The sequence below is a fragment of the Streptomyces misionensis genome (assembly GCF_007896895.1).
GTDB lineage: Bacteria > Actinomycetota > Actinomycetes > Streptomycetales > Streptomycetaceae > Streptomyces > Streptomyces misionensis_A.
In genome coordinates, this window is sequence record NZ_VOGW01000159.1 from 1 (window position 1) to 14,421 (window position 14,421).

General features: G+C 74.3%; 10 protein-coding genes. 7 read left to right on the forward strand and 3 right to left on the reverse strand.

The genetic code is table 11. The features are described from left to right. On the forward strand, positions 1 to 1,694 hold a 1,694-nt coding region (gene malQ / locus FRZ03_RS26080), incomplete at its 5' end, for a 4-alpha-glucanotransferase (protein WP_146467577.1). A gap of 4 nt (positions 1,695 to 1,698) precedes the next feature. After that, the gene (locus tag FRZ03_RS26085) at positions 1,699 to 1,983 is read left to right on the forward strand and encodes a hypothetical protein (protein ID WP_146467578.1); all 285 of its coding nucleotides are present in this window, start codon (positions 1,699 to 1,701) and stop codon (positions 1,981 to 1,983) included. Between the two features lie 109 nt (positions 1,984 to 2,092). Here the strand turns inward: FRZ03_RS26085 and FRZ03_RS26090 are convergent, their stop codons facing one another. Further along, on the reverse strand, positions 2,093 to 2,563 hold the full coding sequence (locus tag FRZ03_RS26090; RefSeq protein ID WP_146467579.1) for a DUF1203 domain-containing protein: 471 nt from the start codon (positions 2,561 to 2,563) through the stop codon (positions 2,093 to 2,095). A gap of 112 nt (positions 2,564 to 2,675) precedes the next feature. Here FRZ03_RS26090 and pepN point away from each other — a divergent pair, with 112 nt between their 5' ends. Further along, on the forward strand, positions 2,676 to 5,243 hold the full coding sequence (gene pepN, locus FRZ03_RS26095; RefSeq protein WP_146467580.1) for an aminopeptidase N: 2,568 nt from the start codon (positions 2,676 to 2,678) through the stop codon (positions 5,241 to 5,243). Between the two features lie 138 nt (positions 5,244 to 5,381). Here pepN and FRZ03_RS26100 read toward each other — a convergent pair whose 3' ends face one another. Next, positions 5,382 to 6,398, reverse strand: a complete 1,017-nt coding sequence (locus FRZ03_RS26100; RefSeq protein WP_146467581.1) for an aspartate-semialdehyde dehydrogenase — start codon at positions 6,396 to 6,398, stop codon at positions 5,382 to 5,384. Between the two features lie 478 nt (positions 6,399 to 6,876). On the opposite strand from FRZ03_RS26100, the gene FRZ03_RS26105 reads away from it, so the two are divergent. The 4 genes from FRZ03_RS26105 (at position 6,877) to FRZ03_RS26120 (ending at position 13,285) form a co-directional block, all read left to right on the forward strand. Next, positions 6,877 to 8,637: a TIGR03767 family metallophosphoesterase gene (locus FRZ03_RS26105; RefSeq protein WP_146467582.1), complete on the forward strand. Its 1,761-nt coding sequence runs from the start codon at positions 6,877 to 6,879 to the stop codon at positions 8,635 to 8,637. A 91-nt stretch (positions 8,638 to 8,728) separates the two neighbouring features. Continuing rightward, positions 8,729 to 9,895, forward strand: coding sequence for a serine hydrolase domain-containing protein (locus tag FRZ03_RS26110; RefSeq protein ID WP_186785618.1), 1,167 nt, complete (start codon positions 8,729 to 8,731; stop codon positions 9,893 to 9,895). 97 nt (positions 9,896 to 9,992) lie between these two features. After that, entirely contained in the window at positions 9,993 to 10,544 is a 552-nt protein-coding gene (locus FRZ03_RS26115) for a MarR family winged helix-turn-helix transcriptional regulator (protein WP_146467583.1), read from the forward strand. Then, complete coding sequence (locus FRZ03_RS26120; RefSeq protein WP_261399342.1) at positions 10,541 to 13,285, forward strand: FUSC family protein; 2,745 nt, start codon at positions 10,541 to 10,543, stop codon at positions 13,283 to 13,285. The genes FRZ03_RS26115 and FRZ03_RS26120 overlap by 4 nt, the downstream gene beginning before the upstream one ends. A 158-nt stretch (positions 13,286 to 13,443) precedes the next feature. Here the strand turns inward: FRZ03_RS26120 and FRZ03_RS26125 are convergent. Next, positions 13,444 to 14,421: hypothetical protein (locus FRZ03_RS26125; RefSeq protein ID WP_146467585.1), on the reverse strand; the 978-nt coding region annotated here is incomplete at its 5' end.

Consider the following 14,421-nt stretch of genomic DNA (forward strand, 5'->3'; position numbering starts at 1 on the left):
CGTACGGGCTGCTCGTCCAGCTGTACTCGCTGCTGTCCCGGCGCTCCTGGGGCATGGGCGACCTCGGGGACCTCGCGGAGCTGGCCGCCTGGGCCGGGCGGACCGCGGGTGCCGGGTTCGTGCAGGTCAACCCGTTGCACTCGGCCGTGCCCGGCGCGCCCACCGACCCCTCGCCCTACCGGCCCTCGTCCCGGCGCTTCCCCGACCCCGTGCACCTGCGGGTCGAGGACGTCCCCGAGTACGCGTACGTCGCGGACCGCGCCCGGCTCGACGCGCTGCTGGAGCGGGCCGCACGGCTGCGCGCCGCCGTCCTCGACAAGGGCGCCCTCATCGACCGGGACGCCGTGTGGGAGCTGAAGCGGCAGGCGCTGGAAGAGGTCCTCGCCGTGCCCCTCGGACCCGGCCGGCAGGCCGCCTACGACGCCTTCCGCGCCGCCCACGGACAGGCCCTCGACGACCACGCCGCCTACCACGCCCTCGCCGAGGTCCACGGCCCCGACTGGCGCGCCTGGCCGGACGGGCTGCGCGACCCGCGTTCCGCGGCGACCGCCCGCGCCCGCGCCGATCTCGCCGACCGCGTCGCCTTCCACACCCGGCTGGCCTGGCTCACCGACGGGCAGCTGCGGGCCGCGCAGCGCGTCGCCCGGGAGGCCGGGATGGCCGTCGGGATCGTGCACGACCTCGCGGTCGGGGTGCACCCGGCCGGCGCCGACGCCTGGGCGCAGCAGGACGTCTTCGCCGTCGGCATGTCGGTCGGCGCCCCGCCGGACGCCTTCAACGCCCGCGGCCAGGACTGGGGCCTGCCGCCCTGGCGCCCCGACCGCCTCGCCGCCACCGGGTACGCCCCCTTCCGCGCCCTGCTGCGCGCCCTGTTCCGCTACGCGGGCGCCCTGCGCATCGACCACGTCATGGGCCTGTTCCGGCTCTGGTGGGTGCCCGAGGGCAGCCCGCCCACGGAGGGCACCTACGTCCACTACGACGCCGAGGCCATGCTCGCCGTCCTCGCCCTGGAGGCCGGGCGTGCGGGGGCCGTCGTCGTCGGCGAGGACCTCGGCACGGTCGAGCCCGGCGTCCGCGAGACGCTGCAACGGCGCGGGGTGCTCGGCACCTCCGTGCTCTGGTTCGAGCGCGACTGGACCGGCGACGGCCGCCCGCTGCCCCCCGAGCACTGGCGCGCCGACTGTCTCGCCACCGCCACCACCCACGACCTGCCGCCCACCGCCGCCCGCCTCACCGGCGACCACGTCGACCTGCGCGACCGGCTCGGCCTGCTCAGCCGCCCGGCCGGCGAGGAACGCGCCGAGGCCGCGGCGGACGCCGCCGAATGGCTCGCCCTGCTGGGCAGCCTCGGCCTGCTGGACAGCACGGCGACCGGGCCGCCCGGCACCGACGAGGAGGCGGAGATCCGCGCCGTCCACCGCTTCCTGCTGCGCACCCCGGCCCGGCTGATCGGCCTCTGGCTCCCGGACGGCGTGGGCGACCGCCGCCCGCAGAACCTGCCGGGCACCAGCGCGGAGTACCCCAACTGGCGGCTGCCGATCGCGGACCGCACGGGTCGGCCGGTGCCGCTGGAGGAGCTGACGGCCGCGCCGCGGCTGCACGCCCTGCTGGAGGTGTTCGCGCAGCTCAGGGGCGGGGTCGGGGCCGGTACGGGACCCCGGGCGCGCGGCCTTCCGGGTGATTCGCTAACTTGAGATCGTGGACAAGAAGAACGCCCTGCGCGCCGGCGCCCTGGCCGCCGGTACGACGCTGATGATGCTGCTCATGTCGTCCCCCGCGCTCGCGCTGACCCGCGACGACGGCGACGACCCCGGCCCGGGCCTGAGCGTCATCCAGACGCTGGGCCTCTACGTGCTGATCCCGCTCGCCCTGTTCGCGGTCATCGCCGGTCTGGTGATGGTGCTGGACAAGTCCCGCGCGAAGGGGAAGACCACCTCGTCCAACATCAACGTCAAGCCCGACGCCCAGGCCAACAAGGCCTGACGTACGGATCTCTCGCCGGGGGCGCCTGTCCTCCCGCGGGTACGCGCGCTCGCCGTACCCCGGGGTAGGTCGGCGCCCTCGGCGTTTTCCGCCTGCGGACCCGGCCCGGTCAGCCCCGCCGCACCTCGTACAGGAAGCACCCGTACTCCACCGCCCTGACATGCACCAGCGCCACCTCCGGGTCCGCGAAGGCGTCCGCGAGGGCGGAGCCGAAGCCGGCCGCGACCAGTCGGCCGCCCAGGATGCGGCCCTCGGCGGAGTAACGGCGCAGGACCCGGTGGGAGTTGTCGAACGGGAGGGCGGAGTCCGGCCGGCCGGTGCACTCCTCGGCGTGGATGAAGACCGGGCCCTGCTCGTCGTAGGCGCCGGGGCGGGCGCCGGTCCCGGCCGCCCAGCGGCGCAACGGCGCGTACGAGACCAGGGCGATGCGCTCGCCGGGCACGCTGCGGCGCAGGCAGCAGCGCAGCGGGGCGCCGCCCTCCTCGTCGGTACAGGGGGCGGCGGGCCGGCCCGCGTCGTCCACCGTCCGCAGGGCGCGCAAGGTGTCGGCGGGTATGGGGCACACGGTGTACGTCGTCATGAGTTCACCCTCCGCCGACGGCGCCCGCGTCACCGGCGGGATGCGGACATCGCGTTCCCGCCAGGTGGCATGGAAGGATGGCGCAACCCACACATAACGAGGAGATGACCGCGTGCCTGGCACAAACCTGACTCGCGAAGAGGCGCAGCAGCGGGCCGAGCTGCTCACCGTTGACTCGTACGAGATCGATCTCGACCTCTCCGGCGCGCAGGAGGGCGGTACCTACCGGTCCGTGACCACGGTGCGCTTCGACGTCGCCCGCGGCGGAGCGGAGTCCTTCATCGACCTGGTGGCCCCGGCCGTCCACGAGGTGGTCCTCAACGGCGACCGGCTGGAGCCCGCCGAGGTCTTCGCGGACTCGCGGATCGCCCTGCCCGGACTGCTGGAGGGCCGCAACGTCCTGCGGGTCGTCGCCGACTGCGCCTACACCAACACCGGCGAGGGCCTGCACCGGTTCGTCGACCCGGTGGACGAGCAGGCGTACCTGTACACCCAGTTCGAGGTGCCGGACGCCCGCCGGGTCTTCGCCTCCTTCGAGCAGCCGGACCTCAAGGCCACCTTCCAGTTCACCGTGAAGGCGCCCGCGGGCTGGACGGTGATCTCGAACTCGCCGACCCCCGAGCCGCAGGACGACGTCTGGACGTTCGCGCCGACCCCGCGCATCTCGACGTACATCACCGCGCTGATCGCCGGCCCGTACCACGCCGTGCACAGCGTCTACGAGAAGGACGGGCAGCGGGTGCCGCTCGGCATCTACTGCCGCCCCTCGCTCGCCGAGTTCCTGGACGCCGACGCCATCTTCGAGGTCACCCGGCAGGGCTTCGACTGGTTCCAGGAGAAGTTCGACCACGCGTACCCGTTCGAGAAGTACGACCAGCTCTTCGTGCCCGAGTTCAACGCGGGCGCCATGGAGAACGCGGGCGCGGTCACCATCCGCGACCAGTACGTCTTCCGGTCCAAGGTGACCGACGCGGCGTACGAGGTGCGCGCGGAGACGATCCTGCACGAGCTGGCCCACATGTGGTTCGGCGACCTGGTCACCATGGAGTGGTGGAACGACCTGTGGCTGAACGAGTCGTTCGCCACCTTCACCTCCATCGCCTGCCAGGCCGCGGCGCCCGGCTCGCGCTGGCCGCACTCGTGGACCACGTTCGCCAACTCCATGAAGACCTGGGCGTACCGGCAGGACCAGCTGCCGTCCACGCACCCGATCATGGCGGACATCCGCGACCTGGACGACGTCCTCGTCAACTTCGACGGCATCACCTACGCCAAGGGCGCCTCGGTCCTCAAGCAGCTGGTGGCCTACGTCGGCGAGGACGAGTTCTTCAAGGGCGTGCAGACGTACTTCAAGCGGCACGCGTTCGGCAACACGCGCCTGTCCGACCTGCTGGGCGCCCTGGAGGAGACCTCCGGCCGCGACCTGAAGACCTGGTCGAAGAAGTGGCTGGAGACGGCCGGGATCAACGTCCTGCGGCCCGAGATCGCCACCGACGCCGACGGTGTCGTCACCTCCTTCGCCGTCCGCCAGGAGGCCCCCGCGCTGCCCGCCGGCGCCAAGGGCGAGCCGGTGCTGCGCCCGCACCGCATCGCCATCGGCCTGTACGACCTCGACGCCGCCGGCAAGCTGGTGCGCACCGAGCGCGTCGAGCTGGACGTCGACGGCGAGCTGACCGCCGTACCGCAGCTGACCGGCAGGCGCCGGCCGGCCGTGATCCTGCTCAACGACGACGACCTGTCGTACGCCAAGGTCCGCCTGGACGAGCAGTCCCTCGCGGTCGTCACCGAGCACCTCGGCGACTTCACCGAGTCCCTGCCGCGCGCGCTGTGCTGGGCCTCCGCCTGGGACATGACGCGGGACGCCGAGCTGGCCACCCGCGACTACCTCTCGCTGGTGCTGTCCGGCATCGGCAAGGAGTCCGACATCGGCGTGGTGCAGTCGCTGCACCGCCAGGTGAAGCTGGCCATCGACCTGTACGCCGACCCGGCCGCCCGCGAGCCCCTGCTCACCCGCTGGACCGACGCCACGCTCGCGCACCTGCGCGCGGCCGAGGCGGGCAGCGACCATCAGCTGGCCTGGGCGCGGGCGTTCGCGGCGACCGCGCGCACCCCGGAGCAGCTGGACCTCCTGGAGGCCCTGCTGGACGGCTCGCAGAGCGTCGAGGGCCTGGCCGTGGACACCGAGCTGCGCTGGGCGTTCGTGGAGCGGCTGGCCGCGGTGGGCCGGTTCGACGAGGCGGAGATCGCCGCCGAGTACGAGCGGGACAAGACCGCCGCGGGCGAGCGGCACGCGGCCACCGCCCGCGCCGCCCGGCCGACCGAGGAGGCGAAGGCGGAGGCCTGGTCCTCGGTGGTCGACTCCGACAAGCTGCCCAACGCGGTGCAGGAGGCCGTGATCGGCGGCTTCGTCCAGACCGACCAGCGTGAGCTGCTGGCGCCCTACACCGACCGGTACTTCGAGGTCGTCAAGGACGTCTGGGACTCCCGCTCGCACGAGATCGCCCAGCAGATCGCCATCGGCCTCTACCCGTCCCTCCAGGTCTCCCAGGAGACCCTGGACAAGACGGACGCCTGGCTGACGGCGGCCGAGCCGGGCGCGGCCCTGCGCCGTCTGGTCTCCGAGTCCCGCGCGGGCATCGAGCGTGCCCTGAAGGCGCAGGCCGCGGACGCGGCCCAGTAACACGCGTGACCGAAGGGGCGCCCGGTGATCACCGGGCGCCCCTTTTCCGTGCCCGGCGGGAAGGCGCCGGGCCGGGGACACGGAAGCGGGCGGCCACATGGTCGTGGCCGCCCGGTGGGTCGGGGGTGTCCCCCCGCGTCAGGCGGAGAGTTCCGCCGCGACCAGTTCCGCGAGCTGGACGGCGTTGAGCGCCGCGCCCTTGCGGAGGTTGTCGTTGGAGACGAAGAGCGCGAGGCCGTTGTCGACCGTCTCGTCGCTGCGGATGCGGCCGACGTACGACGGGTCCTGGCCGGCCGCCTGGAGCGGGGTCGGGATGTCGGAGAGGGCGACGCCCGGGGCCTTGGCCAGCAGTTCGGTGGCGCGCTCGGGGGAGAGCGGGCGGGCGAAGCGGGCGTTGATCTGGAGGGAGTGGCCGGTGAAGACCGGTACGCGCACACAGGTGCCGGAGACCTTGAGGCCGGGGATCTCCAGGATCTTGCGGGACTCGTTGCGCAGCTTCTGCTCCTCGTCGGTCTCGTTCAGACCGTCGTCCACGATCGAGCCGGCCAGCGGGAGCACGTTGAAGGCGATGGTGCGCCGGTAGACGTTCGGCTCGGGGAAGTCGACCGCCTGGCCGTCGTGGGTCAGCTTGTCGGCCTCCGCGGCCACCTTCTGGACCTGGCCGTGCAGCTCGGCCACGCCCGCGAGGCCCGAGCCGGACACCGCCTGGTAGGTGGCGACGACCAGCGCCTGGAGGTCCGCCTCCTCGTGCAGCGGCTTGAGGACCGGCATCGCGGCCATCGTGGTGCAGTTCGGGTTGGCGATGATGCCCTTGGGGCGGTCGGCGATCGCGTGCGGGTTCACCTCGGCGACGACCAGCGGCACCTCGGGGTCGCGGCGCCACGCCGAGGAGTTGTCGATCACGACCGCGCCCTGCGAGGCGACCTTTTCGGCCAGCGCCTTGGAGGTCGCACCGCCCGCCGAGAAGAGCACGATGTCGAGGCCGGAGTAGTCGGCGGTCGACGCGTCCTCCACGGTCACACCGTCCAGCACCGTGCCGGCCGAGCGCGCCGAGGCGAACAGGCGCAGCTGCGTGACCGGGAAGTCGCGCTCCACGAGGATCCTGCGCATGACCGTGCCGACCTGACCGGTGGCTCCGACGATTCCGACCCTCACGACGACTCCCTCTGTCCGATTCTTGCCTGGCCCCGGGCTGACCGGGGCGTTTCCATGATGCGGCCGACCCCGGCCCACCTGTCCAATTCTTTGCGACATGTGCCCGAGGAGTGGACATGCCCGCCGAAGGCGCCCATCGGCTGCCCACGCCGCACGCCGTGCTGCCCACTCCCTGCCCGGCCGGGACACGGTCATACGAACGTGTGACGTACGCCTCTGCCGGACCCCCGTGCCGACGGCCCGGGGCGCCCCTGCCCCGGGAGATGAACGGGACATGACCGCGCCGGGGCCGCCCGCGATCCACTCCGTGACCACGTGCGGTACCCGGTGATCCACGTACGGTGATCGGTGCCCCGCGTTGCCGCCTCGTTCACGCCGGGGCCACCCCCGCTGCCGACGATCCCCCTTGAACGGGGCGCACGCGTACGCGGCGGCCCGCGACCACTGCCGACGCGTTCGCACCCGGGGAGATCGCGCCATGCCGCGCACACGCTCTGTCGCCGCCTCCGCCGCGGGGGTCAGCCGCCGTACCGTTCTCGCCGTCGCCGGAGCGGTCTCGCTCTCCGCGGGCGTCGGCTACGCCCTGCGCCCCACCGCCAGCGAGGCCGCCACCACCGCTCCTGCCCCCGCACCGCGGACGCCCGCCGCCGGGTCCCGGGGGTCGGCCGCCCCGCTCGCCCCCTCCACCAAGGGCACCACCCTCGAGTCCGTCGCCACCCCGCGCGGCGGCTCCGGCTACCGGCGCCTCGGCGACGGGCCCGGCTGGCCGCGGGTGGTGCGCACCGAGCTGGCCGCCGCGAAGTCCGGGCGGGAGGGGCGCCGTACGACGCTCGCCGCGTTCGTGCAGTTCACCGACCTCCACCTGCAGGACGTGCAGCACCCGCTGCGCCTGGAGTACATGCGGGTCACGGACCCCCACTCCTGGCGGCCGCACGAGGCGCTCACCGTGCCCGGCGCGGTCTCGCTCGTGGAGCGGGTGAACGCGCTGCGCGGCGGACCGGTCACCGGCGCCCCGCTGGGGTTCGTCATGACCACCGGCGACAACACCGACAACAACGCCCACTCCGAACTGGAGTGGTTCATGAAGGTGATGAGCGGCGGCCGGATCACCCCGAACACCGGGGACCCCCGGCACTACGAGGGCGTGCAGAACAGCGGCCTGAAGATGTTCTGGCAGCCCGACTCCGACGTCCGCGACGGCGACAAGGCGCTCGGCTTCCCGCACCTGGACGGCTTCCTCGCCGCCGCCGTCCGCGAGGTGCGCAGCCCCGGCCTGGACGTGCCCTGGTACTCGACCGTCGGCAACCACGACGCCCTCCCGCTCGGCTGCTACGGCTCCCACGGCGACCCCTACCTCGCCGAGGCCGCGGTCGGCGGCAGGAAGCTGTACGACGTCGCCCTCGCGGACGCCAGGAAGCTCCAGGCCGCCATCAAGAACGGCACGGACCCCGCGGCCGTCGGCTACCGGGACTTCCTCGAGGCCCACGCGAGCGGCATGCGCGCGGTCACGGCCGACGACACGCGCGCCCCCTACACCCGGGCCGACTACCTCAAGGCCCATCTGGACCCCGCCCACCAGGGCCACGGCCCGGCCGGGCACGGCTACTCCCCGGCGAACCTCGACGCGGGCACCCAGTACTACGCCTTCCGGATCTCCGACGACGTCGTCGGCATCAGCCTCGACACCACCGACCCGGGCGGCCACTACCAGGGCTCGATCGGCACCGCCCAGCTGAAGTGGCTGGACCGGACGCTGCGGGAGAACAAGGACTCCCACGCCGTCGTCTTCAGCCACCACACCAGCAAGTCCATGGACAACACCCGCCCCGACCCGGACCGCCCCGGCGAGAAGCGGCACGGCGGCGCCGAGGTGGTCACGCTGCTGTCCCGCCACGCCAACGTGCTGGCCTGGGTGAACGGGCACATCCACCGGAACGTCGTCACTCCGCACCGCACCGGCGGCGGCCGCTCGTTCTGGGAGATCTCCACCGCCTCGCACGTCGACCACCCCCACCTCGCCCGGATCATCGAGCTGACCGACAACAAGGACGGCACGGTCTCCCTGTTCACCACCCTGATCGAGTCCGCGGCCCCGCACCGCACCGACTTCACCGACCTCTCCCAGACCGGACTGGCCGCGCTCTACCGGGAGCTGGCGTTCAACGCCCCCGGGGCGAGCACGAACCTCGCGGGCACGGCGGCCGACCGCAACACCGAACTCGTGCTGGAGAAGGGCTGAATCGCGGCCGTCCGAACCGGTGCCGGGCAACCTCCGGGCCCCCGGCGCCGGTATCTTCCCCCGACAGCGCACATCACAGGTGGGGGAAGACATGCCCGTACGCACGACCCTGGTGGGCGCCATCGCCCTGCTCCTCACGGCGGCCCTCACCACCCCGGCCCTCGCCACCCACGCCCACCGCACGGCCCGCCCCGCCGGGACGCGCTCCGCCGAGGCGCACTCCGCCACCCGCAGGGCCGTCGAGGCCGCCGTCGCGGCCGGCGTCCCCGGTGTGACCGTCACCGTGCGCGACCCCCGCGGCACCTGGTCCGCGACCGCGGGCACCGGCGACCTGCGCACCGGCAGGCCGCGCTCCCCGCGGGACCGGTACCGCATCGGCAGCATGACCAAGACCTTCGTCGCCACCGTGCTGCTCCAGCTGGAGGCGGAGGGGCGGCTGTCCCTGGACGACACCGTGGACAAGTGGCTGCCGGGACTCGTCCGGGGCAACGGCAACGACGGCCGCCGCATCACCCTGCGCCGGCTCCTCGACCACACCAGCGGCCTGCCCAACTACACCGAGGACGAGGACTTCCGCGCCGCGCACCTCACCGAGGAGGGCTTCCGGCGGCACCGCTACGACACCCTCACCCCGCGCGGCCTGCTGGCCATCGCCCTGCGGCACGCGCCGGACTTCGCGCCGGGCACCTCCTGGCACTACTCCAACACCAACTACGTCGTCGCCGGGATGATCATCGAGAAGGTGACGGGACACCCGTACGCCACCGAGATCACCCGCCGCGTCATCGAGCCGCTGGGCCTGCGCGCCACGTCCCTGCCCGGCACGCGGGTCACCCTGCCGCGCCCCAGCGGCCGGGACTACTCCACGTTCGGCGACCCGGCGGGACCCGCGTACGACGTCACCGACCTCGACCCCTCCCTCGCCGGTGCCTCGGGCGAGGTGATCTCCGACTCCGCCGACCTGGTCCGCTTCTACGGCGCCCTGCTCGGCGGACGGCTGCTTCCCGCCCGGCAGCTGGCGGAGATGCGGACCACGGTCGGGATCGACGGCGTCCCGGACGTCCGCTACGGCCTCGCCCTCATGGACCGCAGGCTGAGCTGCGGCGTCCACGTCTGGACCCACACCGGCGACATCCTCGGCTCCACCTCGGTGGCGGCGGCCACCGCCGACGGCCGCCATGTGCTGGCGCTGAACTTCGACAGCGACGGGGCCGGGGACACGGACGCGGTGGTCGAGGCCGAGTTCTGCGGCGATTAGGGCCCGCGCCCGGCCACCTCCCGGCCCGGCCCCGGCCCGGGGCCCGGGGCGGCGCGCGCGGGCCGCGAGTCGTATCACGTGGATATATACTTTCAATATGCACGTACCTTCCGGTGGTGTCGGCGCTCCCCTGGACGATCCCGGCCAGGGCGGCCCGCTCCCCGACGGCGGCCCCCTCGGCGGACCCGACGACGACAGCGCCTCCTCCGCCGAACGCCGCATCCAGAGCGTGGCCCAGGGCATGCTGCGCGACCTCGCGCGGCTGACCCAGGCGCTGTTCCGGGCCGGGGAGTACGGCCTGACCCGTACCGAGGCCTCCCTGCTCGCCGCCCTGGAGACCACGCCCCGGCGCGTCACCGAACTCGCCGCGCGCACCGGAATGGTGCAGCCCCGGGTCACGGTGCTGCTCCAGAAGCTGGAGGACCAGGGGCTGGTGGAGCGCCGGCGCTGCACGACCGACCGGCGCGCGGTGGAGACGAGCCTCACCCCCGCCGGCCGCCGGCTGCTCGAACAGGCCCGGCAGCGGATGGCCGCCGCCCTGCTGGAGGCACTGCACAGCCCCACCGTCGAAGAATGCGAGCGCACGGTGCGCGCCGCGCGGCAGGCCGTCGCCACGCTCGCCGAAGCCATGGAACCGGAGGCCACTTGACCCGCCCAGGAACCGCCCGCCAGCAAGCCGATCCCGCCTCGGCCGCCCCACCGGCCCAGGCCGTGACCACCGACGTGGCCCCCAGACGGGTGGCCGGTCCGTACCGGTGGTGGGACCGCGTGCTGGTCTCGGATCCTGGCCTCGGACAGCTCCAGGCGGGCTGGCGGACGCTGGTGGCGATGGTCACCTCGCTCGCGGTCGGCTACGGCATGTCGCACGCCCTCGCCGTTCCCCCGATGATCGGCATGATGGTCGGCGGGATGATGGGCCTGATGAACGGCTTCGCCGTGGCCGGCAACAACTGGGTCACCCTCGCGCGGTCCACCCTGTGGATGCCGTTCCCCTACACCCTGGTGCTCTGGGTCGCCGCGAGCCTGAGCGGCCACCGCACGCTGGAGATCGGCCTCAACGTCGTCGCGCTCGCGCTGACCTTCCTGCTGGCCCGGTTCGGACCGCTGGCGCTGCTCACCGGCATGATGCTGTTCAACGGGCTGATGGTGGGCACCATCGCGGGAATCCCCTCCGCGCTGGTGGGCAAGGCGTTCGCGGTCGCCCTGGTGACCGCCGCGGCGGTGCTGGCCGCCCGGCTCCTGCTGTGCCACCCGATGCCCCGGGAGGACCTGCTGCGCACGCAGCGGGCCTTCGTCGTGGAGGCCCGTCGCCTGGTCGACATCACCGTCGACGCGCTCGACCCCGACACCGCCCCGAAGCGGGTGGAGCGCCGGGTGAACCGCTCGCTGCGCCGCCTGAACCTGGTGACCCTCACCATCGACGCGCGCCTCGCCCAGCCCGAGGCCGCCACCGACCCCGTGGTGGCGGAGCTGCTGCACCGCCATCTGTTCGACGCGGAGCTGGCCCTGCGCGGCATCAGCCAGGCGGTCCAGGTGCTCACCGCGCAGTCGCCGCCCGAGGAGCTGCGCCAGAGCCTGGCGGTGGGCCTGCTGCTGGCCCGCGACACCCCGCCCGCCGAGGCCGGTGGGCTGCGGCCCGCCGTGCGGACGATCCGGGAGCAGGCCGACGCGATCCTGCGCGACCCGCGGGCCGCCGCCCGGGACGCCGAGTCCGCGGTCGTCGCCCGCCGGGTCGCCGAGCTCCTCGAGTCCCTGGCCGACTCCCTGTCCGGCTGGCTGGCGCTCGGCCGGCGGACGCCCGACACCCCCGCCGCGGTGCCCTTCGAGCCGGCCGTGGCGCTGGAGAACGACCGGATTCCCGGCTCGGCCGCGCCGATGCGGCGCGTGCTCACCGCGCGCACCCGGAGCGGATGGCAGCGTGCCGTGCCCTTCGTGCGGGCCCCGCTGCACGCGGGAGTGGCCGCCGCGATCGCCTGTCCCATCGCCGACGCCATCGACCCGCAGCGCTTCTACTGGGGCCTGGTCGGTGTGATGATCACGCTGTTCGGCACCAACACCACGCACGAACGGCTGCGCAAGTTCGGCCACCGCATGATCGGCACCGCCGCCGGCGCGGTCATCGGGGTGATCCTGCTCCACTGGGTCGGCCGCGACCACGTCTACTGGACGCTCGCCGTCATCGTCCTCGGTCTCGCCTTCGGCTCCTGGGGCATGCAGCGCGCCTACGCCCTGTGGACCACCGGTCTGGTCGTCGCCCTGGTGCAGCTCTACGGGCTGACCACGCCGGACAGCCGGATGGACGACCTGCTCGGCGAACGCCTCCTGGACAACGGCATCGGCATCCTGGCGGCCGCGGCCTGCGCCGCGCTGATCTTCCCGCTGTCCACCCGGTCGATCGCCCGCGAGGCGGAACACGGCTACGTCCGGGCGGTCCAGAACCTCCTCATCCAGGTCTCGGCCCGCTGGGAGGAGCCGGACAGCCCGGTACGGCTGCGGGGCGCGGCTCGAGCCGTCGACGTCGCGCTGTTCGAGGTCGCGGAGGTCTCCCGGCCGGTGGTGCCCATGCCGATCGGGGTGCGCGGACGCGGGTCGCTCAACCGGATGGCGCTGCTGACCACGGCCACGGGGCACGCCCGGGCGCTGGCGTCCGCCGCGGACGTCGACATCGACCTCCCCCCGCGGCTGTCCGAGCGTCTCCAGCTCGTCACGCGCACCTTCACCGACTCGCTGCGCGCCCTCGACCACCATCTCGTCAACGGCACCGCCCAGGGCACCTGGCGCCCGGTCGGCCCGATGGTCCGGGAGTTGCGGGCGCGGCTGCGCCCGGCCGCGCCCGGCCCGCGCGCCCAGCGGCTGGGCACCGCCCTGCGCGAACTGGAGGCACTGGACACGACACTCGCCGCGTTCGCCGAGCGGAGCGGGCTGCCCCTGGCGTCCGGCACCGACCGGGACGCCGGGCGGCCGGGGCCGGCACAGCGGCCCGCGCCCGCCCCGGCGGCGGGCCAGGGCGCGGCGCGCCTCGTGCGGACGCCGTCCACCCAGGTCGCCGTCGCGGTGGGGCCGGCCACCACCGGTCGGGCCGCTACCGGTCGGGCCACCACCGGTCCCGCCGGCGGTCCGGCCCGGACGGACGGCACGGCCGCGGCCCGCCTCAGCGGCTCGGTGACCTGCGCCGCCCACCCCGACGGCTGCCCCGGCGTCCGGATCACCGTCATCAACTCCCGCGGCCAGCGGGTCGCCCAGACCCACGCCGATGCCGGCCGTTACCGGCTCGGCCTCATGCCGGGTTCCCACACCCTGGTCGTGGCGGCGGCCGACCATCCGCCGCGCGCACAGTCCGTCACGGTCCACGCGGCGGGGGCCGACGTGCGGCTGGACATCCGGCTGTAGCCGGACCGCGGCTCACCCGGCGCCGGGCCCCGCGCCGTGGATGGCCGGTCCGGCCCAGCACAACACGGCCCAGGACCACGGCACGGTCTTCACCGTGATGAACGGCGATCTGCACGTCCACCACGACGCCCCGGCGGACGCCCCGGAGGAGGCCTGAGCTACCGGGGCAGGGCGACGACTGGGGCGGCCGGCTCCCGGTCGTCCGCCGCCAGCAGGGCCGTACGGACCACCGCGGCCTGCTGGCCCATCGCCTCCCTGAGCTTCGCCGGGGTCAGGTGGACGACCGTGATCCCGAGCCGCTCCAGCCGCTCCCGCTTGTCCGCGTACCGCGCCCAGACGGCGTCCTCGTCGTCCCCGTGCCGGACGTCCAGCTCGACCGCGACCGCCTGGTCCGGCCAGTACGCGTCCAGGGCGCCGAGCGGAGGACCGCCGGGCAGCCGCAGGTCCACGTTCCACAGCGGGTCCGGCAGGCCGTACTCCCGGACCATCCGGTACAGCCGGTCCTCCGCGATCGACCGGCCCTCCGCCACCAGGGCGTCCACCGCGCCCCTCACATGCGGGCGCCCGAGCAGCTTCGCCCGCGTCAACTCCCGCACCACGGCCGCCGGTTCGCAGTGGCCGTCGCGCACCGCCTCGGTCAGCAGCCGGCGTACCGGCTCCGCGTCCCGCAGCCCGGCCACCGCGTCCGCGAGGGCCCGCGGCACCGGCGCCGCCGGCAGCCCGGTCACCGTGCGCGGGGCGGGCACGTCCGTGTCGCGCACGATCCGGACGTAGCCGGTGGAGCGCAGCCGGCGCTGCCGGGGCACCAGGACGTCGATGTGCTCCAGGGACGTCAGCGGCGGCGCGGCGCGGAAGCCGTACAGGGCGAGCGCCGCCAGGCCCGTGAGCATCGCGCCCGGGTACGGCGGGCGGCGGGCGTGCCTGGCCGTCGGCTGGACCGGGACGCCCGGCGCTGGCTCGCGGGCCGCGTACAGCAGGGCGCCGCGCAGCCGCTCCTCGCTCGTCGGCGGTCCCTGGTGCAACAGGTAGACGTGCGGCAGCAGTGGGCGCCACGGGCCGCCGGGGCGGGTCCGTGCGGACAGTTCGGCCGCGGGCACCCCGTGGGCGCGCAGCTGGGCCGTGGTCAGCACGCGGTG